We start from the raw sequence: 25,560 nt of genomic DNA, 5'->3' as shown, positions 1-25,560 counted from the left end.
GCCACCCGTCAAGGCCCGTCCGTGGCCTTGCCCATTCGAGGTAGGCTCGGCCGGTCGGCGACGCTGGCGAGATGGTAAGGAGTGACCAGGGATGACGGCCGGGAACAACGGCGCGAGCGCGCCCGAGGACGACGATCCGTTCGGCTATCTGTACGAGGACGGACAGGCGGCGGGCGCCAATCAGCGACGCCAAGGCGGCTACGGCTACCCCGGTCCGGCCGCGCAGCCCGGCGTGCCCAGGACTTCGTACAACCAGGTCAGGACGGTCGGCGAGCGCCAGTACGGTCAGCAGCAGGCGGCCCCGCCGCAGCAGGCGCCGTACGGTCAGCAGCCGCAGTACGGCCAGGCCCCCTACGGCCAGCAGCAGGCGCCCTACGGTCAGGCGCCGTACGGCCAGCAGCAGAACCCGCACTACGCGGCCCCCGAGACCCACCCCGGCGGTGCCACCACCCGCCAGGTGCCGGCCCAGCGGGGCGGCGGACGCGGCGGCGGCCCCAACACCAAGGGGCTGCTGATCGGTGCGATCGCCGTCGTCGCGGTGGTCGTGATCGGTATCACGGCCGCGCTCCTCACCAACGGCGACGACAAGAGCAGCAACGCCGACCCGGCCCCGACCGGCGGCCCGACGTCCTCGGCCGACCAGTCGCAGCAGCCCACCGACGGGGCGAGCGACAAGGGCGACACCTCGCCCGACGGGATCGGCCTCCCCAAGCAGGACGCGGCGACCCTCAAGCTGGGCCCGCCCGCCGTCCTCGCGACGGACATCGACGGCGCCCAGGGCACCAACGGCTCGTATGTGACCGGCTTCAACGCCGTCGGCGCCTCGGTGACCTGGACCGCCGACATCGAGAAGGCCGGCTCCTACGCGCTGTCCGTGCGCTACGCGATACCCGCCAAGGACGCCAACGCCACCCTGACCGTCAACGGCAAGGCGAACAACTCCCCGCTCGGGCTGAAGAACTTCATCAACTCCAACGACCCCGACTGGTCGAAGAACTGGCAGACCACTTGGGCGCCGGTGGAGCTCCAGGCGGGCAAGAACACCCTGAAGATCTCCTGCGAGCAGGGCAATCAGTGCGACGCCATCCTCGACTGGCTGGAGGTCACGCCCCCCAAGGGGTAGTGATCACGTGGTCGCCGAGCCGACCACCCGCAGGAAATCCGCCACCGTCCCGGCCATCGCCTCGCGAGCCGGGACGAGGTATTTCCGGGGGTCCACCGTCGTCGGGTGGGCCGCGAGGTGGGCGCGTACGGCGCCGGTGAAGGCCGTGTTGAGCGCCGTTCCCACATTGATCTTGACCATGCCGGAGGCCACCGCCCGGCGGATCTCCTCGTCCGGGACGCCGGACGAGCCGTGCAGGACCAGGGGTACGGGGACGGCGTCGCGCAGCGCGGCGATCAGGGTGTGGTCGAGGGTGGCGGTGCGGCGGGTCATCGCGTGGGACGAGCCGACCGCGACGGCCAGCGCGTCCACGCCGGTCTCGGTGACGTAGACGACCGCCTCGGCCGGATCCGTACGTACCCCCGGGGTGTGCGCGTCGAGGGACGGTTCGCCGTCCTTGCCGCCCACCGCGCCCAGCTCCGCCTCGACCCAGATGCCGTGGTCATGGCCCCAGCGGACGGCCTCGGCGGTGGCCGCGAGGTTCTCCGCGTACGGCAGCTTCGACGCGTCGAACATCACCGAGCTGAAGCCGGCCCCGGGCGCGGCCTTCAGCAGTGCGGCCGATTCGACATGGTCGAGATGGAGGGAGAGCGGCGCGGAGGAGGCGCGGGCGACGGCCGCCGCGGCGGCGGTGACCGCGCCGGGGTCGCCGCCGTGGAACTTCACCGCGTTCTCCGATATCTGGAGGATCGCGGACGCCCCGGCCCGCTCGGCGCCGGTGGCGATCGCCTCGGCGTGCTCCAGGGTGATGACGTTGAAGGCGGCGATCCCGCGGTTCCCGGCCCGAGCGGCCGTGACGAGTTCACCTGTGCTGACGAGTGGCATGCGTGCCTCAGTCCTTTCAGCTTGCAGATCGGTCCCGACGCCGGACAGGGCCTAGGGACCGGGCTGTTCCGTCACCGCGACGCGCGGCAGCAGCTCCTCGTACGCCTCCGCGTCGAACTCGCCCGCCGCCGGGGCCAGGACCGTCGCCGTGGCCAGGGCGACCGCGCGGGCCAGCCGGGCCGGCCAGGGCAGGCGCTCCACGAGGCCCGAGAGCAGCCCGGCCACCGCCGAGTCGCCCGCGCCCGTCGGATTGCCCTTCACGGGCGCGGGCGGGGTCGCCTGCCAGACGCCGTCAGGGGTGACCGCGAGGATGCCGTCGGGTCCGAGCGAGGCGATGACGGCGTGCGCGCCGCGACGGCGGGCGTCGTGCGCGGCGCGCAGCGGCTCGCGGGAGCCGGTGAGCCTGGCGAGTTCGTCGGTGTTCGGCTTGACCAGATCGGGGCGGGCGGCGACGCCGCGGCGCAGCGGTTCGCCACTGGTGTCCAGGAGCGCCGGTACGCCCGCGGCGCGGGCCCGGCGGATCAGTTCGGCGTACGCGCCGACATGGATGCCGGGCGGCAGGCTGCCGCACAGGGCCACGGCATCGGCGCCGGTGAGCAGGCGCTCGTACGCGCCGAGGAAGGCGGACCACTCGGCGGCCGAGACAGTCGGGCCGGGCTCGTTGAGCTGGGTGGTGTCGCCGCTCGTCTCGTCGACGACGGCGAGGGTGCGGCGGGTGGACCCGGAGATCGGTACGAGCGCGTCCACCGGCCGGCCCCTGGAGCCCCCGGGACCGCTGTTGCCGAGCAGCTCCCGCAGCACATCGCCCGTCCGGCCGCCCGCGAACCCGGTCACCACCGTCTCGTGACCCAGCGCCGACAGCACCCGCGCGACGTTCAGGCCCTTGCCGCCGGGGCGTTCGGCGACATCGCTGACGCGGTGCGTGGTGTGCGGGACGAGCGCGGGGGTGCGGTACGTGATGTCCAGCGCGGCGTTGAGCGTGACCGTCACGATCATCCGTCGCACCCCCGGGAAACATGCTCGTCAGGCCGCTCGCTCGCGCGGCCGATTACCGGAGCGATCATGCCAAACAGAAGGCGGTAGGCCCAGACCCCGGGCCGACCGCCTTCGTATGGCTTTCTCGGGACTTGTGGCTGAACCGGCTGACTTGTTGCGGAATCAGCCCACTTGAGGGTCAATCACCCATTCGCCCTTGTGCAGGACGCCCTTGACCGAGAACTCCTCGTCCAGGACCACCAGGTCCGCGTCCTTGCCCGGCTCCAGCGAGCCGACCGTGTCGTACACGCCCAGCAGCCGCGCAGGGTTGGCGGAGATCGCCTGGACGATGTCCTCCACCGGCAGCCGGTCCACCGTCGCCGCCCGCTTGAACGCGGTGTCCTGGGTCAGCGTGGAGCCCGCGATCGAGCCGCCCTCCACCAGCCGCGCGACGCCCTCCTTGACCTCGACCGCGAGCGGGCCGAGCTGGTAGCGCCCGTCGCCGAACCCGGCCGCGTCCATCGCGTCCGTGACGAAGGCGACCCGGCCGGCGCCCGCGCGGTGGAACGCCAGCTCCAGGGCCGCGGGGTGCAGATGCGTACCGTCGTTGATCAGCTCGACCGTGACCCGCTCGTCCTCCAGCAGCGCGGCGATCGGTCCCGGGGCGCGGTGTCCGAGCGGCGGCATCGCGTTGAAGAGATGCGTCGCGACGGTCGCGCCCGCGTCGATGGCCTCCACGGTCTGCTCGTATGTCGCGTCCGTGTGGCCGACGGCGGCGATCACGCCGTGCTCCGCGAGCAGCCGTACGGACTCGATGCCGCCGGGCAGTTCGGTGGCGAGCGTGACCATCCTGGCCGTGCCCCGCGCCGCGTCGAGCAGCTTGCGGACCTCGGCCGGGTCGGGGTCGCGCAGCAGCGCCTCGCTGTGGGCGCCCTTGCGGCAGGGCGAGATGAACGGGCCCTCGAAGTGGATCCCGGCCAGCTCGCCCTGCTCGACCAGCTCGGAGAGGAAGCCGGCGCGGTGGGCGAGGAAGTCCATCTCGCCGGTGACGGTGGAGGCGACGAGGGTGGTGGTGCCGTGCTCGCGGTGCGTACGGATGCCCTTGAGCACGTCGTCCACCGAGCCGGAGGTGAACGAGGCGCCGCCGCCGCCGTGGTTGTGCATGTCCACGAAGCCGGGAACGATCCAGTGGCCGGAGAGATCCAGCGAGGCGGCGTCGTCATGGGCGGCGCCCGCGATCCGGCCGCCCTCGATGATCACCCGCCCGCCGTCCACGGTTCCGGTGGGCAGCACCACCCGGGCGCCGGTGAGAACGGTGCTTCCGGCGTGTGGGGTGCGTGCGGCATGCGCGGCGCGTGGGGCGCTAGCGGCCATCAGGCGGATACCTCCGTGGCGAGTGGTTCGTCGGCGGGCGGGTCGTTGTCGTCGTCGGCGGGGTGCGTTGTGGCGGACCGGTCTTCCGTGGCGGGCTGGGCGGCGGCGATCAGGTCCCAGGCGAGCAGGCCCGCGCCCAGACAGCCGGCGGTGTCGCCGAGGGCCGCCGGGACGATCTCCGGCAGTTTCTGGAACGTCACCCGCTCCTCCACCGCGGCCCGCAGCGGTGTGAACAAGGTTTCCCCGGCCTCGGCGAGTCCGCCACCGATGATCAGCGTCCGGGGGTCGAGCAGGGTGAGCGCGGTGACCAGCCCGGCGGCGAGCGCGTCGACCGCGTCGAGCCAGACCCGTACGGCCGCGGGGTCGCCGGACTCCACGGCCTTCGCGCAGTCGGCGGCGTCCGCGTCCGGGTCGCCGCTCGCCGCCGCCCAGGCGCGGGAGACGGCCGAGGCGGAGGCGAGGGTCTCCAGACAGCCGCGCTGCCCGCAGCCGCACTCGGGCCCGTCGGGGCGGACCACGACATGGCCGATCTCGCCCGCGTAACCGTGGGCGCCGGCCTCGATCGCGCCCGCGATACCGATGGCCCCGGCGATCCCGGTGCCCAGCGGCACGAACAGGAACCGGTCGGCTCCCCGCCCCGCGCCGAGCCGCCCCTCGGCGAGACCGCCGGTGCGTACGTCGTGCCCGAGCGCGACGGGTACGCCGCCGAGCCGGGCGCCGAGCAGATCGCGCATCGGTACGTCGCGCCAGCCGAGGTTGGCGGCGTACAGCGCGATACCGCGCCCGGCGTCGACGATCCCGGGCACGGCGACCCCGGCGGCGACGGCGCTCTCGCCGAAGTGCTCGATGCCGTGCGCGCGCAGGTCCGCGGCGAAGCCGAGGATGGTCTCCACGACGGCCTCGGGCCCGCGCTCTCTGCCGGTCGCCCGCCGCGCCTCGTACAGCAGCGCGCCGTCCGCCCCCACCAGGGCGGCTTTCATGCCGGTGCCGCCCACATCCAGGGCGATGACGTGTCTCACGTGAACAGTCTCGCGCGTAGACCCTTGAAAGGTCTAGTCCACTGTCCAGGATTGTTGAGTCTCCATACAAACGCGGATCCCGGTTGGCCCAAGGGATAGGCGTTGTGCAAGTGAGATCAACCCCAGGTGGACCCCAAACCTCCGGATGGGGGAAAATCACTTGCTTCTATAACAGTGCGTCATGGGGGACCGACCGGGGCCTTACGCGCAATCGAAAATCAAGGGCGGGAACACAGCTGTGCGACGGCGCTATCTGGGGATGACCGCGGCGATAGCCGCATGGGGCATGACAATGGCGCTGGCCGGCTGCGGCAGTTCGGGAGGGTCCGGAGACGTCACCCTCAAGCTCGTCGCCGCGGACTACGGCACCAACTCGGAGAACAGCTCCGAGAAATACTGGTCCGCGCTCGCCACGGCGTTCGAGTCCAAGAACCCCGGCATCAAGGTCGATGTCAACGTCCGCCCCTGGAAGACCGTCGACAGCGACGTCGCCACGATGGTCGAGGAGAACCGCGCCCCCGACATCGCGCAGGTCGGCTCGTACGCCAACTACGTGAAGAAGGGCAAGCTCTACACCGCCGACGAAGTGCTCTCCGTCCCCACACAGGCGAACTTCCTCTCCCAGCTCGCCGAAGCCGGCAAGGTCAACCGCCTCCATTACGGACTGCCGTTCGTCGCCTCCACCCGGCTGCTCTTCTACAACAAGAAGCTCTTCGACCAGGCCGGTCTTGACGCCCCGAAGGACTGGGACGACATCCAGTCCAACGCCGAGGCGCTCAAGGCCACGGGCGTGACGACACCGTTCGCTCTGCCGCTGGGCTCCGAGGAGGCGCAGGGCGAGACCCTGATGTGGCTGCTGAGCGGCGGGGGCGGCTACACGGACACCGCCGACGGCTCGTACAACATCGACTCGCGGCAGAACATCAAGACGTTCCAGTGGCTCCAGAAGGAGCTCGTCGGCAAGGGGCTGACCGGCCCGGTCGCCCCCGGGAAGCTCGATCGCGCCATGGCCTTCAAGGCGTTCACCAGCGGCCAGGTCGGCATGCTCAACGGGCATCCCTCCCTGATGGCCGAGGCCGCCAAGCAGGGCATCAAGGTCGGGATGGTGCCGCTGCCCGGCGTCAACGGCACGGCCAAGGCGTCCATGGGCGTGGCCGACTGGATGATGGCCTTCAAGCAGAACGGCAACCGTACGGCGATCGGCAAGTTCCTGGACTTCGTGTACGACGACCAGAACGTGATGTCCTTCGCCGGGCAGTACGACCTGCTGCCGGTCACCTACAGCGCGAACGAGGCGATGGCGGCGGACCCGCAGTACGCGGACCTGCGCAAGTTCCTGAACGCGCTGCCCACCTCCGAGCTGATCCCGTACGGCAAGAACTCGTGGGCGAGCGTGAGCGAGAGCTTCAAGAAGAACATCGGCAAGGCCGTCGAGCCCGGCGCCAGCCCGTCGAACGTCCTCGGCGGGATCGCCAGGGACGCGGCGGCGGCCGAGGCCGCCGAGTAGCGTGTGGTCATATGACCGCGTCTGAGCCCGCCGAGCCTGCCGGTCCCGAGGACGTACCCGGTCCCGCCGGGCTGTCCGAGCGGGACCGCGCCGTGCTCGCCATGGAGCGGCGCGGCTGGCCGGGGCCCGGCGCCAAGGAGCGCGCGATCAGGGAGGGGCTCGGCCTGTCGCCGACCCGCTACTACCAGCTGCTGGGCGCGCTGCTGGACGATCCGCTGGCGCTGGAGCACGACCCGGTGACGGTGAACAGATTGCGGCGGATCAGGGACGAGAAACGCCGCCGCCGATAAGGTCGGGGCATGGGCAGCAACCCGTACCCCTTGCCGAAACCGGCCACCCCCGCCGGCGCCGACGGTCTGGCCGCGCTCCTCGCGCGGCCCGGCAAGGCCGTCGTCGCGCTCGACTTCGACGGCACCCTCGCCGAGATCGTCCCCGACCCCGAACAGGCCCGCGCGCATCCGCGCGCCGTCCCCGCCCTGGCCGCGCTCGCGCCGCATGTCGCGTCGGTCGCGGTCGTCACCGGCCGCCCGGCCGGGGTGGCGGTGCGGTACGGCGGCTTCGCCGGAGTGCCGGGGCTGGACCATCTCGTGGTCCTCGGCCACTACGGCGCCGAGCGCTGGGACGCCGTCTCCGGCACCGTCCGTACCCCCGCCCCGCACGAGGGCGTCGCGGCGGCCCGCGCCGAACTCCCCGGAGTCCTCGATGAGTTCGGCGCCTGGCGCGGCACCTGGATCGAGGAGAAGGGCCAGGCGGTCGCGGTCCACACCCGCCGCGCCTCCGACCCGCAGGCCGCCTTCGACGCCCTGCGCGACCCGCTGACCGAGCTGGCGGCGCGCCACGGCCTGATCGTCGAGCCGGGCCGCATGGTCCTGGAGCTGCGCCCGCCCGGCATGGACAAGGGCGTGGCGCTGCTGGAGTACGTACGCGAGGTCGGCGCCGAGACGGTGCTGTACGCGGGCGACGACCTGGGCGACCTCCCGGCCTACGCGGCGGTCGAGAAGCTCCGCTCCGACGGCCACCCGGGGCTGCTGATCTGCAGCGGCGGCGACGTACCCGAACTGGCCGAGCGCGCCGACCTGCCGCTGCCGGGACCGGCCGCGCTGGCGGACTTCCTGGCGGCGCTGGCGGAGGCGATGGCCTGACGGTTGACGCGCCTGACGGCCGCCCCTTGGCGTCAGGCGCGCAGCGCCGTCAGCTGGTCCAGGAACCACTGCTGCGGCGGCAGCGCCGTCGCCGCCGCGGCCAGCCGCTTGGCGCGTTCCGCGCGCTCGTCGGCCGGCATGGACAGCGCCTCGTGGAGGGCCGCCGCCGTGGCGCTGATGTCGTACGGGTTCACCACCAGCGCGTCCTCGCCCAGCTCCTCGTACGCCCCCGCCTCCCGCGACAGCACCAGCGCGCAGCCGCGTTCCGAGACGAGCGGGATCTCCTTCGCGACCAGGTTCATGCCGTCGCGGATCGGGTTGACCAGCGCCACGTCCGCCAGCCGGTAGGCGCCCAGCGAGCGGGCGAAGTCGTCCCGGACGTGCAGGACGACCGGGGTCCAGTCGTCCGTGCCGAACTCGGCGTTGATCTCATCGGCCACCCGCTGGACCTCGGCGGTGTACTCGCGGTAGACCGCCAGGTCCTGCCGGGACGGGTAGGCGAAGGCGAGATGGACGACGCGTTCGCGCCATTCGGGACGGTCGGTCAGCAGCAGCCGGTAGGCGAGCAGGCCGCGCACGATGTTCTTCGACAGTTCCGTACGGTCCACCCGGACGATGGTCTTCCGCTCCTCGCCCGTGCTCGTACGGCCGATCTGCCCGCGCAGGGTCACGATCCGCTCGTCCACGTCCGGGCGGTTCGCGCGCTCGCGCAGGAAGTCGCCGTCCGCGCCCAGGCCGTGCACGCCGATGGCGGTGTTGCCCGTGCCGCCCAGCAGCTCCGTACAGCACGCTGTGAACGCGTCGGCCCACCGGTGCGTCAGAAAGGCCGCGCGGTCCGCGCCGAGGATGCCGCGCAGCAGCTGGCGCGCGATGTCGTCGGGCAGCAGCCGGAAGTAGTCGACCGGCGCCCAGGGCGTGTGCGAGAAGTGCCCGATCCTCAGGTCGGGGCGCAGGGCGCGCAGTATCCCGGGCACCAGCGCCAGGTGGTAGTCCTGCACCAGCACGGCCGCGCCGTCCGCCGCCTCATCGGCCAGCGCCTCCGCGAAGGCGCGGTTGTACGTCTCGTACGACGCCCACTGCGCGCGGAACTCCGGGCCGAAGGAGGGCTCCAACGGGGTCTGGTAGAGCAGGTGGTGGACGAACCAGAGCGCGGAGTTGGCGACGCCGTTGTACGCGTCCGCGTACACCTCGGGCGCGATGCCCAGCATCCGCACCCGCTGACCGCCCGTGTCGGCCGGGTCGGGCCGGCCGCCCGTACGCCGTACCGCCTCGCGGTCGCCGTCGCCGAGCGCCGCGCACACCCACACCGCGTCCGCGTCAGGACCGATGGCCGACAGGCCGGACACCAGCCCGCCGCCGCCCCGCTTGGCCTCCAGCGTGCCGTCGTCGCGCAGCGTGTACGAGACGGGCCCGCGGTTGGACGCGACGAGGACCTGGGCCTGGGAGGGCGGCTCGGTAACCATGTGCCGAAACCTAGCCCGTCACGGAAACGCTCAAACGTACGGACGCCGCTGTGTCGACTGTCACGGGCGAGGCCGCCGTCAGTCCCGCCGGCCGCGCAGGGCGGCCAGCGCGACCACCCCGGCGCCGCTCAGCGCGAGCACCACCCCGCCCAGCAGCCACAGCCGCTCGGCCGCGCTTCCGGCCACGGCAAGCTGCGCGTGGACGGCGCTCAGCGGCCCGGTCAGCGGCTCGGCCAGAGGCCCGGTCAGTGCTCCAGCCACTACATGATTCATGCCCATAACCGGGCAATCTAGATAATTCACATGATCGTATTCCGTTACGCCGCGCGTCCGGCCGTGTACTCCGCGATCTCCCGCACCGGCGGCCGTTCCTCCGTGTCCACCGCGTGCGTACGCGGCACGAAACCGTTCTCGCCGCGCTCGAACTGCGTCAGCTCCGGCCGTACCAAGTGCGCCCGCGACAGCCGCAGCTGCGCCGTACGGTAGATCGCCGCGGCCATCCGCCCCAGCGCCCGTTCGTCCTGGTGGCGGTGGATCCGTACCCCGACGTCGACCTGTCCCAGCGCGTCGAGGCCCGCCGTGTGCAGCGCGTCCACGAGCAGCCCCAGCTCCACGCCGTAGCCGACGGGGAACGGCAACCGCTCCAGCAGCGAGCGCCGTGCCGCGTACTCACCGCCCAGCGGCTGGACGAAACCGGCCAGCCGGGGCCAGTGCAGATTGAGCAGCGGCCTGGCCACCAGCTCGGTCACACGCCCGCCCTGGCTGCCCTGCCCGCCCTGCCCGCCCTGCCCGCTCTGGCCCGGACCCCGTCCCGCCGCGGGCTGGTGCAGCGGACGGTCGTACATCGCCTTCACGAACTGCAGGTCCTGGTCGGTAAGCAGCGGCCCCACGATCCCCGACACGAAATCGGCCGAAAAGCGCCGCAGATCGGCGTCCACGAAGCACACGATGTCGCCGCTCGTCACCAGCAGCGAGCGCCACAGCACCTCGCCCTTGCCGGGCAGCGCCGGGAGCCGCGGCAGTATCGCGTCCCGGTGCTCCACCCGCGCGCCCGCCGCCGCGGCGACCGCGGCCGTACGGTCCGTGGAACCGGAGTCGACGACCACCAGTTCATCGACGAGCCGCACCCGCTCCATCAGTTCGCGCCGGATCACGGACACGATCTCGCCGACCGTCTCCTCCTCGTTCAGCGCCGGAAGGACCACGCTCACCGTCGTTCCGCGCGCGGCTTTCGCCACCATCAGCCGGTCGAGCGGGCGGTCGGCCACGGACCAGGAACGCCTGGTCAGCCAGTGCTCCACCTCTTCCAGCACGGTCGGTACTCCCTGTGCGTGTGCCATGAACGTGATCCATCTCGCGGTGCGGACGACTATCTCAACCGTGCGCTCCTTCGGTTACAGTCTTGAACAACACGAATGACCTCCGCATGCCGGGGGTCCTTACGTGAAAAAACGCGCAGGACCCCGGGTCCGGCGCCATAGCGCTCATCCAGAGGGACTGAGGGAACGGCCCGTTGAAGTCCCGGCAACCCTCCCGCCGACCATTCGAGGTCACGGTGGGGAAGGTGCCAATTCCGTCTCGTGGCGAAGTACGTCGCGAGGAAGATGAGGAGAAAGGGCCTCGCCTCCATGGCTGTGCAGACCGCCGTACAGAACGCCGACTCCGACGCCGCTGACACCGGCGCCGTTGATCTCGGACCCGCCGCCGCACTCTCGTGCCGCGAGTGCGGAGAGCGCTTCGACCTCGGCCCCATCTTCGCCTGTGCCAGCTGTTTCGGGCCGCTCGAAGTGGCGTACGACCTGCCGAGCGGCACCCCCGAAGAGCTGAAGAAGCGCATCGCCGAGGGCCCGGACAACATCTGGCGCTACGCCCCGCTGCTGCCCGTCCCCGCCGACGTGGCCACGAAGCCGAACATCAACCCCGGCTTCACCAAGCTCGTCAAGGCCGACAACCTCGCCCGTGAACTGGGCGTCACCGGCTCCCTGCACATCAAGGACGACTCCGGCAACCCGACGCACTCCTTCAAGGACCGCGTCGTCGCCATCGCCGTCGAGGCCGCCCGCGCCTTCGGGTTCACCACGCTCTCCTGCTCCTCCACGGGCAATCTGGCCGGCGCCGTCGGCGCCGCCGCCGCCCGCGCCGGCTTCCGCTCCTGCGTCTTCATCCCGCACGACCTGGAGCAGGGCAAGGTCGTCATGGCGGCGGTGTACGGCGGTGAACTCGTCGGCATCGAGGGTAACTACGACGACGTCAACCGCTTCTGTTCCGAGCTGATCGGCGACCCGCTGGGCGAGGGCTGGGGCTTCGTCAACGTCAACCTGCGCCCCTACTACGGCGAGGGCTCCAAGACGCTGGCGTACGAGATCTGCGAGCAGCTCGGCTGGCGGCTGCCCGACCAGATCGTCATCCCGATCGCCTCGGGCTCGCAGCTCACGAAGATCGACAAGGGTCTCCAGGAGCTCATCAAGCTGGGCCTGGTCGAGGACAAGCCGTACAAGATCTTCGGCGCCCAGGCCGAGGGCTGCTCGCCGGTGTCCACCGCCTTCAAGGCCGGACACGACGTCGTACGGCCGCAGAAGCCGCACACCATCGCCAAGTCCCTGGCGATCGGCAACCCGGCCGACGGCCCGTACGTCCTGGACATCGCCCGCCGCACCGGCGGCGCCGTCGAGGACGTCAACGACGAGCAGATCGTCGACGCGATCAAGCTGCTGGCGCGCACCGAGGGCATCTTCGCGGAGACGGCCGGGGGCGTGACCGTCGGCGTGACGAAGAAGCTGATCGAGAACGGTCTCCTCGACCCGACGCTGACGACCGTCGTCCTCAACACCGGTGACGGACTGAAGACCCTGGACGCCGTCGCGCCGACGACGGGACCCACGGCGACGATCCGCCCGAGCCTGGACGCGTTCCGTGACGCGGGCCTCGCCACCAACTGAAAGGCACATGATGAGCGTCAACGTCCGCATCCCCACCATTCTCCGTACGTACACCGGCGGCAAGGCCGAGGTCGCCGCCGAGGGGACGACCCTCTCCGAGGTCATCCAGTCCCTGGAGGCCAGCCACCCGGGCATCGCCGCCCGCGTCCTGGACGACCAGGGCAAGCTGCGCCGCTTCGTGAACGTGTACGTGAACGACGACGACGTCCGCTTCGAGCAGGGCCTGGAGACCGCCACCCCGGCCGGGGCCGGCGTCTCGATCATCCCCGCCGTAGCCGGAGGCTGATCCTCCGGATGCCCCGGATTTCCTCCGCTCCGTGACTGGTGCGGCCCCCTCCGTGAGAGAAACGGAGGGGGCCGTTCTACATGGTTGAGCGCGGTACAGTATGGGAACGCCCCGCTGTCGCCCCTGCCGAACGCATGCGAGAACGCGACAACATGGGGTCGAAGTCGGAGTGCCGTATGCGCCGTAGATGCGCTTTGCCCGGCCCGACTTGCCCTGGAACGCAGCGAATTCATCACTATGCGTGTTCAGCCATGCCCAGAATTCTCGTCCGATTGACCTGTTGCAGAGGGCAGTTGGGCAGATACATTCAGCCGCGGTCGACGCGTTCCGGCGCGAAGTGTGGCCCCGTGCAAGGGCCAGTAATAGGGGAGTTAGGCATGGCTCAGGGCACCGTCAAGTGGTTCAACGCGGAGAAGGGCTACGGCTTCATCGCGGTAGACGGTGGTGCGGATGTTTTCGTCCACTACAGCGCGATCCAGATGGACGGATACCGCACCCTTGAAGAAGGTCAGCGAGTGGAGTTCGAGATCTCGCAGGGCCAGAAGGGTCCGCAGGCGGACATGGTCAAGCTCGCCGTCTGATCCCGGCGCGATCGGCCACCGACGCACTGACGTACGTACTCACGCCGAAGGGTCCGCATCCCGTACATGGGGATGCGGGCCCTTCGTGCGTTCCGGAGGGGGCTGAAGGGTCCCCGGCGCACTGGGAGAGCTTGCACTCTCGGGGGTCGAGTGCTAATCATTGCGTTAGCACTCTGCAAGTGAGAGTGACAACTTAAGGACCGGGTCGGTGAGGCCCGAAGAGCCGGTGGGGCAAGGAACCGCACGGCTCTCAGGCCGTCCGTCGCGGGCGCCAGCACGGTCCGTGAGCAATCCTTCCCCAAGCTCTCAACTGCGTTCGAGCAGGGGAGACCCCATCCGTCCGGGAGGACCACTTCACATGGCCAAGATCATCGCGTTCGACGAGGAGGCACGGCGCGGTCTCGAGCGCGGGATGAACCAGCTCGCCGACGCCGTCAAGGTCACCCTTGGCCCCAAGGGCCGAAACGTCGTCCTTGAGAAGAAGTGGGGCGCCCCCACGATCACCAACGATGGTGTCTCCATCGCCAAGGAGATCGAGCTCGAGGACCCGTACGAGAAGATCGGCGCCGAGCTGGTCAAGGAAGTCGCCAAGAAGACGGACGACGTCGCCGGTGACGGTACGACCACCGCCACGGTGCTCGCCCAGGCGCTGGTCCGCGAGGGCCTGCGCAACGTGGCCGCCGGCGCCAACCCGATGGCCCTCAAGCGCGGTATCGAGAAGGCCGTCGAGGCCGTCTCCGGTGCCCTGCTGGAGCAGGCCAAGGACGTGGAGACCAAGGAGCAGATCGCTTCGACCGCCTCCATCTCCGCCGCTGACACCCAGATCGGCGAGCTGATCGCCGAGGCCATGGACAAGGTCGGCAAGGAAGGCGTCATCACCGTCGAGGAGTCGCAGACCTTCGGTCTTGAGCTTGAGCTCACCGAGGGCATGCGCTTCGACAAGGGCTACATCTCGGCGTACTTCGCCACCGACATGGAGCGTATGGAGGCGTCCCTCGACGACCCGTACCTCCTGATCGTCAACTCCAAGATCGGCAACGTGAAGGATCTCCTTCCGCTGCTGGAGAAGGTCATGCAGTCGGGCAAGCCCCTGCTGATCATCGCGGAGGACGTCGAGGGCGAGGCGCTGTCGACCCTGGTCGTCAACAAGATCCGTGGCACCTTCAAGTCCGTCGCCGTCAAGGCCCCGGGCTTCGGTGACCGCCGCAAGGCCATGCTCAACGACATCGCCATCCTCACCGGCGGTACGGTCATCTCCGAGGAGGTCGGCCTCAAGCTGGAGAACGCCGGCCTGGACCTGCTGGGCCGCGCCCGCAAGGTCGTCATCACCAAGGACGAGACCACCATCGTCGACGGTGCCGGTGACAGCGACCAGGTCGCCGGTCGGGTCAACCAGATCCGCGCCGAGATCGAGAACAGCGACTCGGACTACGACCGCGAGAAGCTCCAGGAGCGCCTCGCGAAGCTGGCCGGCGGCGTGGCCGTCATCAAGGCCGGCGCCGCGACCGAGGTCGAGCTCAAGGAGCGCAAGCACCGCATCGAGGACGCGGTGCGCAACGCCAAGGCCGCCGTCGAGGAGGGCATCGTCGCCGGTGGTGGCGTGGCTCTGCTCCAGGCTTCCTCGGTCTTCGAGAAGCTTGAGCTGACGGGCGACGAGGCCACTGGCGCCGCGATCGTCAAGCTCGCGCTGGAGGCTCCGCTCAAGCAGATCGCCGTCAACGGTGGTCTTGAGGGCGGCGTCGTCGTGGAGAAGGTCCGCAACCTGACGGTGGGTCACGGCCTGAACGCCGCGACCGGCGAGTACGTCGACATGATCGCCGAGGGCATCATCGACCCCGCGAAGGTGACGCGCTCTGCCCTGCAGAACGCCGCCTCCATCGCGGCGCTGTTCCTCACCACCGAGGCCGTCATCGCCGACAAGCCGGAGAAGGCGGGCGCTGCGCCGGCCGGCGGCGGTATGCCGGGCGGTGACATGGACTTCTGAGCCTGACGGCTCGGACCCGGTCCATGGTCCTGATGTGACCGAGGGCGGTACCCCTTCGCGGGGGTGCCGCCTTCGGGCGTTTCAGGGGCTTCGTCAGCGGGTGTAGTCCTTGAGCTTCTCGGTTTCCAGGGTGATGGAGACTGGGTGGGGGAGCTTGACCGTGGCGCCGTACGCGTGTGACGCGCGGTTCTGGTACTCGCCCTTGTACGGGTCGGTGTAGACGACCAGCTTTTCGGCGTCCCGGTCGACGAGGAGATAGACGGGGATACCGGTGGCGGCGTAACCGTCGCGCTTCTCGACGCGGTCACGGAGGTCTGTGTCGCGGTCGTGGGACGTGACCTCGACCGTCATGAGGACGCCATCGGCAGGCGCCCACTCGCCATGACCCGCGAAGTGGTCGAGGGGCGCCAGGGCGCCGTCCGGACGGGCGCGGCCGTTGCGATAGGTCTCCACCTTCAGGCCCTGCTCCGGGTACAGCGCCAGTTCAGGGCGCTGCTGCATGCACTGCCTCAGGAGCCACATGACGATGGCTCCGTGATCGCCGTCGGGCACCGGCTTGACCTCTAGCTTTCCGTTGATGAATTCGAGTCGCACGGTCTCGGGCGCGCCGCGTTCGAGTTCTTCGAAGTCCTCGACCTGCATCTGCGGCTTCGCCTGGCGGCTTGAGCTGGGGGTCATGGTGTCGCCTCCTCCCCTCCATGGTGCCCCGGTTCTATGGCGGCGGATCGACTGGATGGTCATGTACGGGTCCTTTCGGGTGGGTGGGTCGCCGCCGCGCGGGCCTCGGCGACGCGGGCGCGGACCTGGGTGGGGGAGAGCCGGGAGGCGGGGGATACGGGGACGGGCTCGCCACGGCATGGGCCGCACTCGCCGTCGGTGAGCGCCTCGGGCCGGCCGGGGGCGCCGCACTTCGCGCACTCCAGGACGCGCAGTGGCGGGCGTGGCGCGCGGATCCGCTCCGGTGGGAGCTTGGACGTCAGCCGTGCGCGGGCGATCCCCGCCGGGTGGTGGACCTCTGCGGGGAGGCCGGAGGTGAGGGCGCGCAGGATGTCCCTCTCGGTGGCGCCCCGTTCGAACCACGGCGTGGTCAGCGGCTCCAGGGCCGCGCAGTCGGCGGCCGACAGCGACATCATCGGCGCGCTGCGGCCGAGCGCGGCGAGCAGGATGAAGGCGCGGGAACGCGTCGGCGGGTGTGAGGTGTTGACCCGCGCGTCCGCGGTGGCCAGGTCGCCGGAGATGAACGCCGCCCACCAGTCGTTGCCCCGCGCGGTACGGGAGAACCACGTACGCGTCACCCAGCGCATGCCGTCCGGCCCGGCGAGGTGTTCCCTGCCTCGTCGCAGATGCCCGGCCACCTGGAGGCGTCGGAGCGCGGTACGCAGGGCGCACTGCCCGTACGGGAGCACCTTCGCGAGGGCCTTCACCGAGATGTCCGTGCCCTCGGGCAGCCGGTCGATGAACGCGGCGACGGCGGCCTCGCGCGGCGGCAGGTGCGCGAAGTCGTCATCCCTGCGGGCCTTTTGGCCGGGCGTCGAACGCTTGCCGTAGCCGGGGGCCGCCATCGGGGGAGAAGTGGGTGAAGCGGGTGAGGCCGCGTGCGTCTCGGGCGCGGCAGCACTAAGCTGGGTCTCAGCCATGGGATCGGTTTTCCTAGTCCGTCGATCTTGATTGGTCAGGCCCTCGCCAGATGTCGCAAGCATCGGCGGGGGCTGTTTTGTGCTCTGAGGGGCACGCTAGAGCGTCGCAACCCTGTGTGGCAAGTCGGTCACGAAAAGTCAACTCCCCAGGCAGGGAGGGTGGGTGGGTTAAGACCCGGCCTCCCGATCCTTGGAAAGAGGGCTCGGATCCCGAGGCTTGAGCCCCGGGACGCGCATCTCGATGTACGTACCCGCGCCGGGCGTTGAGTCGATCGTCACCCGGCCGCCGACGCCCGCCACCCGGTCACGTACGGAGCCGTCGAGGCCCGAGCCGGGCGGGAGCGTTGTCGGGTCGAAGCCGGTGCCGTTGTCGAGGACGCTGACCATGACGGCGCCTCCCACGAGTTCGGCGCGTACCACCGCGCGCGCGGTACCCGCATGCTTGACCACGTTCGTCAGCGCCTCGCGGGTCGCCTCGACGAGCGCGTCGGCGACCTCCTCCGGCACGGTCTCGGCCGCGGCTCGCTCGGACGCGCTGCGCAGTTGGGCGGTATGCACCTCCACCGTCTGGCCGATCCGTGCCATGTCCTCGGCGAGCCCGGCGAGGCCGCTCGCGAGGTCGCCGTTCCCGGTGACGGGGCGTTCGCCCCGTACGAAACCCCGCAGCCAGACGGCCTCGGCCCGGACATGCGCGTGCAGTCCCGGGTCGGTGATCCACGGCTCACGGGCGAGGGTCTCCAGGGTCTGGAGCACGCGGTCGTGCAACAGACGAGCGTGCCGGACGCGTTCGCGTTCGGCCGCGAGCTCCGCCTCTTTCACCATGGCGGTGTCCGTCGCGATGTCCAGTTCCCGGCCGGTGCGGCGCAGCGCCCTGGCCACCGCCCAGGCGACCCCCGCGTTGACCAGGTAGGGAACGCTGTTGGGGACGGCGTTCCAGACAGGTTCGCCGAGCTGGGCCACCGCCGTGACGGCGTACGCCGCCGCGGGCAGCGCGGCCAGCGCGAAGACGGACACCAGCCTGGTGAATACGAGACCGAACCCGATGCTCGCGAGCAGGCTGAACGGGTAGACGAAGTATGCCCAGGTGTGGCCGTGCGCCCGGTCGGTGAGACCGCCGCCCACGACCAGGACACCGGCCATGACCGCCGCGTCCACGGCCACGAGCGCGCGCGGCGGGACCCGGCGGAGCCGTAAGCCCACCGCGATCAGCGCGAAGCTCTCGCCGAACACGACCGCGCACAACGCCACTCCCGCCCCCAGCGGTTGATAGTGGGGGAAGGTGGTGACAGCTCCGATCACGACCTGCAACAGCCCACCCAGGCGGAACAGGACGTACGCCCGCAGCACCACTCTCTCGCTGCGCAGCACTCCCGCGACCGACCCGGTGGCCGCCCCCACGGCTGTCGTCCTCACGTCGGGGCCGTGTCTCTGTCCGGGGCTGTGCCTTTGTCCGAGCTCAGCCGCGCTATCGCCGCGCGGGTCAATTCCGCCTTGTTGCCGACCTGGAGCTTCGCCCGGATCCGCTCGACGTACGTGTCGACGGTGGTCTTGCGTACGCCGAGGCGCGTCGCGATCTGCGCGTGGGTGAAGCCGCGCGCCACGTAACTCAGCGTCTCCTCCTCCCGGGCGGACAGCCGGGGGCCGACGGCCTCCGCCCCGGGCCCCGGCTCCCGGCGGGTCAGTTCGGCCTGGAGGATGTCGGCGAGTTCGGCCGACAGCGAGAAGCCGCCGGCGGCCACGGTCTCCACCGCCGCGACGAACAGTTCCGCGCTGCAGTGCTTGGTGACGTAGCCGCAGGCCCCCGCCTTGATGGCGCCGAGCACATCGGCAGGCAGCCCGGAGGCGGACATCACGAGGACGCGGGTGGCGACGGACAGGGCGGCGACCGCGTCCAGCGCGGGCGTACCGCCGTCGAGATAGAGGTCGAGGACGATGACGTCCGGTGCCGCGCCCGCCGCGAGAGCCTCCTCCAGCTCGGGCAGCGATCCGACGGATGCCGTCGTCGTGACGGACGAGTCGGGCAGGGCACCGAGTATGTGGGCGATGCCGTGACGGGCGATGGGATGGTCGTCCACCACCGCAACGGTGATCATGGGAGACCCCTCGGCGGCCGAAAAGTCGGTGGTGACGCGGTCGGCGGCCATTGTGTCCTGTCTTTCCGGCGTACGGAAGACGCGCCGGCCGGGCTCCTCCCCGAGGGGAGCGGCGGATTCCGGCCGACGCGTGTGGCTGTGCTGGGTGTTCCGGCTGTACGTGTGACGTGTACGGGCGCGCGGCGGTATCAGTAGCAGACCTGCTGGCCCTTGTTGATGTACTCGTAGTAGCCGCCGCCACAGCCGAGATGGAACAGACGCCGGGGCTGGGCGCTCTGGCCTCCGTACACCCCGCCCGCGCCGGTGAGCTTCGCGTTGTACATGAGCGAGAAGTGCAGGTGCGGGGCGAAGCCGCCGGTGCCGCCCACCAGGCCGATGACGGTCGCGTCGGTGATTTGCTGGCCCTTGCTGACCAGGATCCGGCTGAGGTGGCAGACGACGCTCCAGTAGCCGCCGCCGTGGTCGACGACGATGTACTGCCCGCAGGTCTCCCAGCCCGCGGGTGCCCAGCCCGCGTACAGGACCGTGCCGGGGCCGCCCGGCGCGAGGACCTCGTCGCCCTCACGCATGCCCAGATCGAGGGCGTAGTACTGGTTCATGTTGCCGGCGGTGTTGCAGTTGACGTGGTAGCCCTCGCCGTAATGGCTGCCGTTCTGCATGGCGTAACCGGCGCCGCCGTTGGCCTTGTACGTCAACGGGGTCTGGAGGAACTTGCTCGTCGGCCAGTCGACGCAGCCGGCGATCGCGGTGGGCGCGGTGGGCGCGGTGGGTGCTGAGACCGCCGCGACCGCGCCCGGTGCGGCGAGCATGGTGAGCAGGGTGAACGCGGCGGCCACGGCCACGGCGAATCCGCGCGCGCGGGACCGGGACCGGGGTGGCCTGAGCCATCGGGTGCCCATCGGACCTCCTAATGATCGTCAATCATCAACGGAGTCATGAGCGTTGCAGCGCCACGGAGGGCGGGGACAGGGAGCGCGGTGTCGTCCATTCGCACCACAGGTGGTGTGGTGCGGGCGTCGCGCTTGGGCACCCTCGGGGGTCCGGCCGGTGGCGGAAACCTCGGCTATCGCATCGTCGGCTGAGTGGGTCCTTTCTGTTGAGTGCGCTCCCGGGCCGACACCGTGATCAGCGCCGGGGCGGTCGTACCCGTGGACCTCAGGGCGTCCACGAAGATCTCCGTCGTCCATGTGGCCACATCGAGTGACCACTCGCGGACGCGGCAAAGGAACGCCGGGCCGGGGCGCAATTCATCTGTCTGGACCTCTCCCGCCAGGGGGAGGGCCAGACCGTCCTGCGCGGTGGTCGGGGGCGAGTCGGGCGGTGCGGGCCGGATCGTCATCGCGTCGTACGTACGTTCCTGGGCCGCGGTGAGGATGCCGGAGGCGTGGGCGGACAGGGCGGCGGTTTCGGTGGCCCATACGGACACGGTAAGGTCGACCGACGCGCCGGGGTCCGGGTCCGCGAGGGCGAACCAGGCCGCCGCGTCCACGAGATCGGCGCGGCCGTCGGGGGCCAGATGGAGGGGCGCCAGGGTGTGCAGGCCCGTGAGGCGGAAGCGGCCCAGCCGGGTGAGGACGTCGCGGAGGACCGTCGCCGCGGGCTGGACCGGCAGCCGCTGCCCGCGAAGCTCTTCGCTGACGGCGACCTGGAGCCAGGCCAGTTGACGGATCTTTCCGTCCTGGGTCCAGTCGCCGCCCGCGTCGTTGTGCCCCCAGCGCTCGCCCTCCGGCCCGCCCGCGTGGAAGGAACTCAGTCCGTACGCGACCGTGCGCTTCACGACGAGGCTGTACATGTCCTCTTCGAAGCTGTGGTCCTCATAGGCCCGGCGGATCCATGGGTCCAGGTCGAGGACCCCATGGACGCCCAGAATCATGGTCGGTGCCAGGTCGTCCGCGTCCGCGTTGTCGCTCAAGGCTGCAAACTCCTAAACCGCGCACCGCAACGACTGGGTCGCCGTGACGGCCTTCTCCGGTGAGTCGACGACACCGATGATGTCCACATCGATGACACTTCGCCAATGGATCGTCCGATTCACGTTAACGCACTGTTTGCGGGCATTGGCCCGACGTGCGCTGCCGCCACCCTGTTTGACGACCTTGGAGCCGGTCGCGACGGTCCGCCAGGAGCCGTCCGCGTTCTTCACCTGTAAATCGATGGTGACGCGCGCCTTCTCGCCGGGTCCGCTGACCTTCTTCCACCACCCGTGAGCGGACGCGGTGGGGGGTGGAGTGCTGGAGACATGGACGCGGTCGCCATCGGTGATGTACACACCGGGCTCGGCCGCCTCCGCGTAGGCGGGAGCGAATGACGTACCGGCGAGGAGCGTTGTCACGGCGGCCGACAGGACAAGGGCTTTCCGCACGAGCATGGGGAAACCTCCACTGATCCGCTGGTTCGGGGTGTTCTGTCAGCTTGGAGGTTGGGCCGGGTGCTGATCAAGGAGTTGGCGATGAGTCGCCAGCCTCGGTGAGGAGGATGCGGGCCAGCTCGTGCGGTTGGGAGAACATCGGCCAGTGGCCGGTGTCCAGCTCGACCAGGCGCCAGTGGTCGCTGGTCAGCAGCGCGGCCACGCGGGGACTCGGTTCGGCGCCGTCGAGGAGGCATTTGATGTACGTCGCCGGAAGCTCGCCGAGCGGGCGGGTCAGCGTGGCCGGCTCGGTCAGGGTGGCGCCCGGGTGGGGGGTCGAGGCGGTGACGATACGGGTGATCTGCTCGTCGCTGAGGCCCTGGCCCGCGTAGTCGGCCGCCGCCAGCGGGGGCCAGAAACCACCGGTCCCGGCGATCGCGGCCTCCACCATCGCCCGGCCGTCCGGCCAGTCGGAGACGAACGACTCGCCGTCCGCCGGAACGTTCGAGTCCACGAAGACCACGCGCGTCAGCCGGTCACCGATCAGCTCGGCGGCCTGGCCGGTCGGGATGCCCGCGTAGCTGTGCCCGACCAGGACGACGTCCCGCAGATCGTTCCGCTCGACCGCGTCAACGATGTCCCGGACGTGCGTCCGCTGTCCGGCCGGTAGGCCCTGCTTCTCGGCGAGGCCGGACAGCGTCAACGCGTGGGCGCCGTGGCCCGCCGCGCGCAGCTCCGGCACCACCTCGTCCCACGCCCACGAACCGAGCCATGTTCCTGCTACCAGTACGAATTCCGTCATTCCGGCAAGGTAGTGGAGGGGTCTGACAACCCGTGTCAGGCCGCTCCGCCGCCGGTCAGCCGGCCTTGATGTCGGAGATGAAGGTGGACCAGGACGCCGTACGAAAAACGAGCGCCGGGCCGTCGGGGACCTTGGAGTCGCGGACGGGGACGATGTCGGGGTGGCCGTCGGCCACCTCGACGCAGCTTCCGCCGCTGCCATCGCTGTGCGTCGACTTGCGCCAGACGGTGCCTACTTCGAGGCAGTCGCCGCCGTCCCCGCCACTGTGGGTCGACTTCCGCCAGGAGGTGCCGACCTCCAGGCAATCGCCGCCACTGCCGTCGCTGTACGTCGACTTCTTCCAGGTGCCCACTTCCAGGCAGTTTCCACCGTCGCCACCGCTGTAGCTGGACTTGTGCCAGGACACGCCGCTCAGGTCGTACTCATGGCTGCTGCTTTTCATGCTCGTAATCCTCCGCCGCTGATTCGACCAGGGCCAAGGACTTTTCCGGTGACAGTGCGGTGGCCCCCAGTAGATCGTAGGTCAGTTCGTTGCGGGCGACGACGGCTGGATCGTCAATCAGCTGGCCCGAACCCAGGCTTTGGAGATAGGCGAGTGGGGGCGCGTCCTCGAACGTCATCAGTTTGAGGGCGCCGTTCATTGCCGCGTGCGCGCCTGCGCTGAACGGAAGTACCTGCACGATGATTCGACGGCGTCGGATCAGGCCCGCGACATGGCGCAGCGCTTCCGCCATCACCGCCCGTCCGCCTACTGTTCGCCGCAGGATCGCTTCGTCAAGGACCGTCCACACAACGGGCTTTGTTGGATCCTTGAGCAGCTTGGCGCGATCCAGGCGAGCTGACACAAGTTCGTCAATGACTTCCTCCGTCGCCGTCGGGTGGTACGCACGGAACACCGCCCGTGCGTATGCCTCCGTCTGCAACAGGCCCGGAATCAGCTGCGGTTCGTACTCCTTGATCACCGTCGCGATCGCCTCGGCCTCCGCCGCCTCCGCGAAGTGATCCGGGTACTTCGACTTCCGCAGCGCTTCGCAATTCCGCAGGAAGAAGCCGTCCGTCTTGAAGACCTCATCGAAGTGAATCGCGTATTCCGGCTGCATTCGGCGCGTACCGGCCTCGATCTGGCCGATGAGCGATCCACTGACGAAGATCGGCCTGCCCAGCTCTTCTTGGGACATATCCGCTTCGTCGCGCTGATGTCGGAGCTCGGCGCCGAGCATGGCGCGGGGTGAGGATGACGGGTCAAGTGGCTTGGGTCCAGGCACAGGTGCTCCCGGTGAGACAGATGTCGGTGTTGTGCTGCTTCCTCTATGCACGCTAGCGACTGTTGGACACGCTGTGTAGCCCAATCATTCACACAGAGTGGAGCGTTGTGTTGATTCGTACCCAGGACACAAGAGACGCCGTCACGCACCGGTTCAGCCTTGTGCACTGCTCAGCAGACAGTTCCCCGGACTTCGACGACCCCCGTTACGACGGGCTCAAGGCCCGGCCGCCGGAGGGATGCACGGTGGTGCGATTCGAGGCGTACTTCAGTCTGCGCTGCGTGCGCCGGGGTGCGACCCTGCTCGACGCGGTGGCGCCGCTGTGCGCGGAGATCAGGGCCGAACACGGCCTGCTCATGACCGATCTCGGGATCGAGGGGCTCTGGGAGTGGGCCTCCGACGGGACCGACGGCCGGGGCGCGGAGGTGGTGGGGCAGTTGCTGCTGATGGCCGCCGAGCGCGGGCCGCTGCTCGGATACAGCCTGGATGACCTCGTGCGGTTCCTGCGTACGGCGGCGGCGGGCTGAACGACGTGTTGGACGTTCACGCCCCCGTCGTGGAGCCGGGGCGGATGATCATCAGGACCGTGACCGTCGCCCACAGGAGATTGAAGATCCCCGTGTGCATGCCCAGGCGCGCGGTCAGCCCGGTGGTTGATGTTCCCGTGGCTTCTTCGAGGTCCGTCACTATCGCCTCCTGGCGCGGCAGTACCAGCACCATGAGCGTGACGGCCGCCAGCCCGGTCAGGATGATCGAGACGATCAGCCAGGTGTCGCCCAGGACGCCCATCGCGCTCCCGGTCGCGAAGCCGAAGACCGGCACCGCGAGGCCCACCGCCGCGTAGACACGGCAGATGCGGTGCAGCAGCTGTACCGACGACAGCGCCCGGGGGTCCCCGGGCGCTGCCATCGCCCGCCTCGCGTACGGCGGAAACATGCTGGCGGCGACGGTGACCGGGCCGATCGCGACGATCGCGGCGAGGACATGAACGGCGAGCAGGAACTTCGTCACGGCGGGGATCGCTCTTTCGGCTTCGGCTTCGACGGGGGCATGGTGGTGCTCACGCAGACGCTAAGGCGCTGCTCACGGCCGTAGTAGTGGCTCGATTGCCAGGTATCGCCGGATTCTCGCCACCGCTGACGAAGCGGCCGTGAGGGCTGTCTAGCCTGTGGGCATGCACACCGTGGCCGTCCTCGCACTCGACCGGGTCATCCCCTTCGACCTGTCCTCACCGATCGAGGTCTTCTCCCGTACCCGGCTCCCCGACGGCGCCGGCGCCTACCGGGTCGTGGTCTGCGCGGCGGCGGCCGGGGCCGAGATCGACGCCGGGCCGTTCGCGCTCCGGGCGCCGTACGGGCTTGACGCCCTCGCCGAGGCCGACACGATCATCCTGCCCGGTACGGACGACCCGGCCGCCCCGGTGCCCCCGGACGTACTCGACGCCCTGCGCGCCGCCGCCGCGAGCGGCACCCGTATCGCTTCCGTGTGCACCGGCGCCTTCATCCTCGCCGCCACCGGGCTGCTCGACGGGCTGCGCGCCACCACCCACTGGGTGGCCGCTCCGCTGCTGGCCGCGAGCCATCCGGCCGTCACCGTCGACCCCGATGTGCTGTACGTCGACAACGGCCAGTTCCTCACCTCGGCCGGGGCCGCCGCCGCGCTCGATCTCTGTCTGCACCTGATCCGTAAGGACTACGGCTCGGCCGTCGCCGCCGACGCGGCCCGGCTGTCCGTCATGCCGCTGGAACGGGAGGGCGGCCAGGCGCAGTTCATCGTCCATGACCAGCCTCCGGTGCCCGCCGGGGCCACGATGGAGCCTCTTCTGCGGTGGATGGAGGAGAACGCCGGGCGTGAGCTGACCCTCAAGGACATCGCCGCGCGGGCGGCGACCAGTACGCGGACCCTGAACCGGCGGTTCCGGGAGCAGACCGGGACGACTCCGTTGCAGTGGCTGCACCGGGCCCGTATCCGGCAGGCCCAGTACCTGCTGGAGGCGACCACGCACCCGGTCGACCGCATCGCGACCCAGGTGGGGTTCGGGTCACCTACTGCCTTCCGCGACCGGTTCAAGCGGGTCGTCGGCACCAGTCCGCACGGGTACCGGGCCGCTTTCCGGCATGGCTGAGGGGGCTGTTCGCGCGTTGAGGGGCCGGGAGGGC

At 70.2% G+C, this 25,560-nt stretch carries 28 protein-coding genes and 1 riboswitch; of the genes, 10 read left to right on the top strand and 18 right to left on the bottom strand.

The features are described 5' to 3' along the window. The first annotated feature begins 91 nt into the window (after nucleotides 1–91). Nucleotides 92–1,123, top strand: coding sequence for a CBM35 domain-containing protein (locus IF11_RS0121790; protein WP_030353355.1), 1,032 nt, complete (start codon nucleotides 92–94; stop codon nucleotides 1,121–1,123). 3 nt (nucleotides 1,124–1,126) lie between these two features. Here the strand turns inward: IF11_RS0121790 and IF11_RS0121785 are convergent, their stop codons facing one another. The 4 genes from IF11_RS0121785 to IF11_RS0121770 all read right to left on the bottom strand — a co-directional run bounded on the left by IF11_RS0121785 (nucleotide 1,127) and on the right by IF11_RS0121770 (nucleotide 5,355). Then, complete coding sequence (locus IF11_RS0121785) at nucleotides 1,127–1,987, bottom strand: class II fructose-bisphosphate aldolase (RefSeq protein WP_030353354.1); 861 nt, start codon at nucleotides 1,985–1,987, stop codon at nucleotides 1,127–1,129. 51 nt (nucleotides 1,988–2,038) lie between these two features. Then, the gene (locus tag IF11_RS0121780; RefSeq protein WP_030353353.1) at nucleotides 2,039–2,983 is read right to left on the bottom strand and encodes a 1-phosphofructokinase family hexose kinase; all 945 of its coding nucleotides are present in this window, start codon (nucleotides 2,981–2,983) and stop codon (nucleotides 2,039–2,041) included. Nucleotides 2,984–3,145: 162 nt separating this feature from the next. Next, nucleotides 3,146–4,336, bottom strand: coding sequence for an N-acetylglucosamine-6-phosphate deacetylase (nagA, locus tag IF11_RS0121775; protein ID WP_030353352.1), 1,191 nt, complete (start codon nucleotides 4,334–4,336; stop codon nucleotides 3,146–3,148). Beyond that, nucleotides 4,336–5,355 (bottom strand): ROK family protein, encoded by a 1,020-nt coding sequence (locus IF11_RS0121770; protein ID WP_240627500.1) that lies wholly within the window; start codon nucleotides 5,353–5,355, stop codon nucleotides 4,336–4,338. Before IF11_RS0121770 ends, nagA begins: the two co-directional genes overlap by 1 nt. Before the next feature lie 259 nt (nucleotides 5,356–5,614). Here IF11_RS0121770 and IF11_RS0121765 point away from each other — a divergent pair, with 259 nt between their 5' ends. From IF11_RS0121765 to otsB, 3 genes are read left to right on the top strand one after another with little or no spacing between them, the layout of a single operon-like run. Beyond that, on the top strand, nucleotides 5,615–6,862 hold the full coding sequence (locus IF11_RS0121765; RefSeq protein ID WP_051746122.1) for an extracellular solute-binding protein: 1,248 nt from the start codon (nucleotides 5,615–5,617) through the stop codon (nucleotides 6,860–6,862). A gap of 11 nt (nucleotides 6,863–6,873) precedes the next feature. Further along, nucleotides 6,874–7,152 (top strand): DUF3263 domain-containing protein, encoded by a 279-nt coding sequence (locus IF11_RS0121760; protein ID WP_030353349.1) that lies wholly within the window; start codon nucleotides 6,874–6,876, stop codon nucleotides 7,150–7,152. Nucleotides 7,153–7,161: 9 nt separating this feature from the next. Then, on the top strand, nucleotides 7,162–8,004 hold the full coding sequence (otsB, locus tag IF11_RS0121755; protein ID WP_030353348.1) for a trehalose-phosphatase: 843 nt from the start codon (nucleotides 7,162–7,164) through the stop codon (nucleotides 8,002–8,004). Nucleotides 8,005–8,036: 32 nt separating this feature from the next. On the opposite strand, the gene IF11_RS0121750 is transcribed toward otsB, so the two are convergent. From IF11_RS0121750 to IF11_RS0121740, 3 genes are all read right to left on the bottom strand, one after another. Beyond that, nucleotides 8,037–9,467, bottom strand: coding sequence for an alpha,alpha-trehalose-phosphate synthase (UDP-forming) (locus IF11_RS0121750; protein ID WP_030353347.1), 1,431 nt, complete (start codon nucleotides 9,465–9,467; stop codon nucleotides 8,037–8,039). 78 nt (nucleotides 9,468–9,545) lie between these two features. Then, nucleotides 9,546–9,728, bottom strand: a complete 183-nt coding sequence (locus IF11_RS0121745; protein ID WP_030353346.1) for a hypothetical protein — start codon at nucleotides 9,726–9,728, stop codon at nucleotides 9,546–9,548. A gap of 56 nt (nucleotides 9,729–9,784) precedes the next feature. Continuing rightward, a complete protein-coding gene (locus IF11_RS0121740; RefSeq protein WP_030353345.1) occupies nucleotides 9,785–10,780 on the bottom strand; it encodes a glucosyl-3-phosphoglycerate synthase in 996 nt (331 codons plus the stop codon). Nucleotides 10,781–10,948: 168 nt separating this feature from the next. After that, a riboswitch (SAM riboswitch) is annotated at nucleotides 10,949–11,078 on the top strand. A gap of 17 nt (nucleotides 11,079–11,095) precedes the next feature. Here IF11_RS0121740 and thrC point away from each other — a divergent pair. The 4 genes from thrC to groL all read left to right on the top strand — a co-directional run bounded on the left by thrC (nucleotide 11,096) and on the right by groL (nucleotide 15,257). Continuing rightward, entirely contained in the window at nucleotides 11,096–12,406 is a 1,311-nt protein-coding gene (gene thrC / locus IF11_RS0121735) for a threonine synthase (protein ID WP_030353344.1), read from the top strand. A gap of 10 nt (nucleotides 12,407–12,416) precedes the next feature. Continuing rightward, entirely contained in the window at nucleotides 12,417–12,692 is a 276-nt protein-coding gene (locus IF11_RS0121730) for a ubiquitin-like small modifier protein 1 (RefSeq protein WP_030353343.1), read from the top strand. A 377-nt stretch (nucleotides 12,693–13,069) separates the two neighbouring features. Continuing rightward, entirely contained in the window at nucleotides 13,070–13,273 is a 204-nt protein-coding gene (locus IF11_RS0121725; protein WP_005315736.1) for a cold-shock protein, read from the top strand. A 358-nt stretch (nucleotides 13,274–13,631) separates the two neighbouring features. Continuing rightward, nucleotides 13,632–15,257 (top strand): chaperonin GroEL, encoded by a 1,626-nt coding sequence (gene groL, locus IF11_RS0121720; RefSeq protein WP_030353342.1) that lies wholly within the window; start codon nucleotides 13,632–13,634, stop codon nucleotides 15,255–15,257. 93 nt (nucleotides 15,258–15,350) lie between these two features. On the opposite strand, the gene IF11_RS0121715 is transcribed toward groL, so the two are convergent. The 10 genes from IF11_RS0121715 to IF11_RS0121670 form a co-directional block, all read right to left on the bottom strand. Beyond that, nucleotides 15,351–15,935, bottom strand: a complete 585-nt coding sequence (locus IF11_RS0121715; RefSeq protein WP_030353341.1) for a Uma2 family endonuclease — start codon at nucleotides 15,933–15,935, stop codon at nucleotides 15,351–15,353. Between the two features lie 59 nt (nucleotides 15,936–15,994). After that, nucleotides 15,995–16,894 carry a hypothetical protein gene (locus IF11_RS0121710; protein WP_420894548.1) on the bottom strand — a complete coding sequence of 300 codons (900 nt, stop codon included), beginning with the start codon at nucleotides 16,892–16,894 and terminating at the stop codon, nucleotides 15,995–15,997. A gap of 168 nt (nucleotides 16,895–17,062) precedes the next feature. After that, nucleotides 17,063–18,307 carry a sensor histidine kinase gene (locus IF11_RS37875; protein WP_133243168.1) on the bottom strand — a complete coding sequence of 415 codons (1,245 nt, stop codon included), beginning with the start codon at nucleotides 18,305–18,307 and terminating at the stop codon, nucleotides 17,063–17,065. Next, the gene (locus IF11_RS0121700; RefSeq protein WP_165840605.1) at nucleotides 18,304–18,987 is read right to left on the bottom strand and encodes a LuxR C-terminal-related transcriptional regulator; all 684 of its coding nucleotides are present in this window, start codon (nucleotides 18,985–18,987) and stop codon (nucleotides 18,304–18,306) included. The genes IF11_RS37875 and IF11_RS0121700 overlap by 4 nt, the downstream gene beginning before the upstream one ends. Before the next feature lie 188 nt (nucleotides 18,988–19,175). Beyond that, nucleotides 19,176–19,886: a M23 family metallopeptidase gene (locus tag IF11_RS0121695; RefSeq protein WP_078490836.1), complete on the bottom strand. Its 711-nt coding sequence runs from the start codon at nucleotides 19,884–19,886 to the stop codon at nucleotides 19,176–19,178. A 164-nt stretch (nucleotides 19,887–20,050) separates the two neighbouring features. Further along, nucleotides 20,051–20,899, bottom strand: a complete 849-nt coding sequence (locus tag IF11_RS0121690; protein ID WP_051746119.1) for a hypothetical protein — start codon at nucleotides 20,897–20,899, stop codon at nucleotides 20,051–20,053. A 12-nt stretch (nucleotides 20,900–20,911) separates the two neighbouring features. Then, nucleotides 20,912–21,355, bottom strand: coding sequence for a hypothetical protein (locus IF11_RS0121685; protein WP_030353335.1), 444 nt, complete (start codon nucleotides 21,353–21,355; stop codon nucleotides 20,912–20,914). A gap of 67 nt (nucleotides 21,356–21,422) precedes the next feature. Continuing rightward, nucleotides 21,423–22,136: an alpha/beta fold hydrolase gene (locus IF11_RS0121680; protein WP_030353334.1), complete on the bottom strand. Its 714-nt coding sequence runs from the start codon at nucleotides 22,134–22,136 to the stop codon at nucleotides 21,423–21,425. Nucleotides 22,137–22,191: 55 nt separating this feature from the next. Beyond that, on the bottom strand, nucleotides 22,192–22,578 hold the full coding sequence (locus IF11_RS0121675) for a DUF397 domain-containing protein (RefSeq protein ID WP_030353333.1): 387 nt from the start codon (nucleotides 22,576–22,578) through the stop codon (nucleotides 22,192–22,194). Then, on the bottom strand, nucleotides 22,559–23,401 hold the full coding sequence (locus IF11_RS0121670) for a helix-turn-helix domain-containing protein (RefSeq protein ID WP_030353332.1): 843 nt from the start codon (nucleotides 23,399–23,401) through the stop codon (nucleotides 22,559–22,561). The genes IF11_RS0121675 and IF11_RS0121670 overlap by 20 nt, the downstream gene beginning before the upstream one ends. A 107-nt stretch (nucleotides 23,402–23,508) precedes the next feature. Between IF11_RS0121670 and IF11_RS0121665 the strand changes: the two genes are divergently transcribed. Further along, nucleotides 23,509–23,928 carry a DUF572 domain-containing protein gene (locus tag IF11_RS0121665; protein ID WP_240627501.1) on the top strand — a complete coding sequence of 140 codons (420 nt, stop codon included), beginning with the start codon at nucleotides 23,509–23,511 and terminating at the stop codon, nucleotides 23,926–23,928. Between the two features lie 16 nt (nucleotides 23,929–23,944). Here IF11_RS0121665 and IF11_RS0121660 read toward each other — a convergent pair whose 3' ends face one another. Next, nucleotides 23,945–24,412 (bottom strand): membrane protein, encoded by a 468-nt coding sequence (locus tag IF11_RS0121660; protein ID WP_030353330.1) that lies wholly within the window; start codon nucleotides 24,410–24,412, stop codon nucleotides 23,945–23,947. A 163-nt stretch (nucleotides 24,413–24,575) separates the two neighbouring features. Here IF11_RS0121660 and IF11_RS0121655 point away from each other — a divergent pair, with 163 nt between their 5' ends. Then, entirely contained in the window at nucleotides 24,576–25,526 is a 951-nt protein-coding gene (locus tag IF11_RS0121655; protein WP_030353329.1) for a GlxA family transcriptional regulator, read from the top strand. Nucleotides 25,527–25,560: the final 34 nt, after the last annotated feature.

Origin of the sequence: Streptomyces scopuliridis RB72 (genome assembly GCF_000718095.1) — a bacterium.
Taxonomy (GTDB): Bacteria; Actinomycetota; Actinomycetes; order Streptomycetales; family Streptomycetaceae; genus Streptomyces; species Streptomyces scopuliridis.
Note: the sequence above shows the minus strand (reverse complement) of the source record. Positions and strands in the feature narration are given on the sequence as shown.

Bases quoted from the DNA above. Each gene is read 5' to 3' on its own strand.
- IF11_RS0121790 (WP_030353355.1), top strand. From the start codon at position 92: ATGACGGCCGGGAACAACGGCGCGAGCGCGCCCGAGGACGACGATCCG.
- IF11_RS0121785 (WP_030353354.1), bottom strand. From the start codon at position 1,987: ATGCCACTCGTCAGCACAGGTGAACTCGTCACGGCCGCTCGGGCCGGG.
- IF11_RS0121780 (WP_030353353.1), bottom strand. From the start codon at position 2,983: ATGATCGTGACGGTCACGCTCAACGCCGCGCTGGACATCACGTACCGC.
- nagA (WP_030353352.1), bottom strand. From the start codon at position 4,336: ATGGCCGCTAGCGCCCCACGCGCCGCGCATGCCGCACGCACCCCACAC.
- IF11_RS0121765 (WP_051746122.1), top strand. From the start codon at position 5,615: ATGACCGCGGCGATAGCCGCATGGGGCATGACAATGGCGCTGGCCGGC.
- IF11_RS0121760 (WP_030353349.1), top strand. From the start codon at position 6,874: ATGACCGCGTCTGAGCCCGCCGAGCCTGCCGGTCCCGAGGACGTACCC.
- otsB (WP_030353348.1), top strand. From the start codon at position 7,162: ATGGGCAGCAACCCGTACCCCTTGCCGAAACCGGCCACCCCCGCCGGC.
- IF11_RS0121750 (WP_030353347.1), bottom strand. From the start codon at position 9,467: ATGGTTACCGAGCCGCCCTCCCAGGCCCAGGTCCTCGTCGCGTCCAAC.
- thrC (WP_030353344.1), top strand. From the start codon at position 11,096: ATGGCTGTGCAGACCGCCGTACAGAACGCCGACTCCGACGCCGCTGAC.
- IF11_RS0121730 (WP_030353343.1), top strand. From the start codon at position 12,417: ATGAGCGTCAACGTCCGCATCCCCACCATTCTCCGTACGTACACCGGC.
- IF11_RS0121725 (WP_005315736.1), top strand. From the start codon at position 13,070: ATGGCTCAGGGCACCGTCAAGTGGTTCAACGCGGAGAAGGGCTACGGC.
- groL (WP_030353342.1), top strand. From the start codon at position 13,632: ATGGCCAAGATCATCGCGTTCGACGAGGAGGCACGGCGCGGTCTCGAG.
- IF11_RS0121715 (WP_030353341.1), bottom strand. From the start codon at position 15,935: ATGACCCCCAGCTCAAGCCGCCAGGCGAAGCCGCAGATGCAGGTCGAG.
- IF11_RS0121710 (WP_420894548.1), bottom strand. From the start codon at position 16,894: ATGGCTGAGACCCAGCTTAGTGCTGCCGCGCCCGAGACGCACGCGGCC.
- IF11_RS0121700 (WP_165840605.1), bottom strand. From the start codon at position 18,987: ATGATCACCGTTGCGGTGGTGGACGACCATCCCATCGCCCGTCACGGC.
- IF11_RS0121695 (WP_078490836.1), bottom strand. From the start codon at position 19,886: ATGGGCACCCGATGGCTCAGGCCACCCCGGTCCCGGTCCCGCGCGCGC.
- IF11_RS0121685 (WP_030353335.1), bottom strand. From the start codon at position 21,355: ATGCTCGTGCGGAAAGCCCTTGTCCTGTCGGCCGCCGTGACAACGCTC.
- IF11_RS0121680 (WP_030353334.1), bottom strand. From the start codon at position 22,136: ATGACGGAATTCGTACTGGTAGCAGGAACATGGCTCGGTTCGTGGGCG.
- IF11_RS0121675 (WP_030353333.1), bottom strand. From the start codon at position 22,578: ATGAAAAGCAGCAGCCATGAGTACGACCTGAGCGGCGTGTCCTGGCAC.
- IF11_RS0121655 (WP_030353329.1), top strand. From the start codon at position 24,576: ATGCACACCGTGGCCGTCCTCGCACTCGACCGGGTCATCCCCTTCGAC.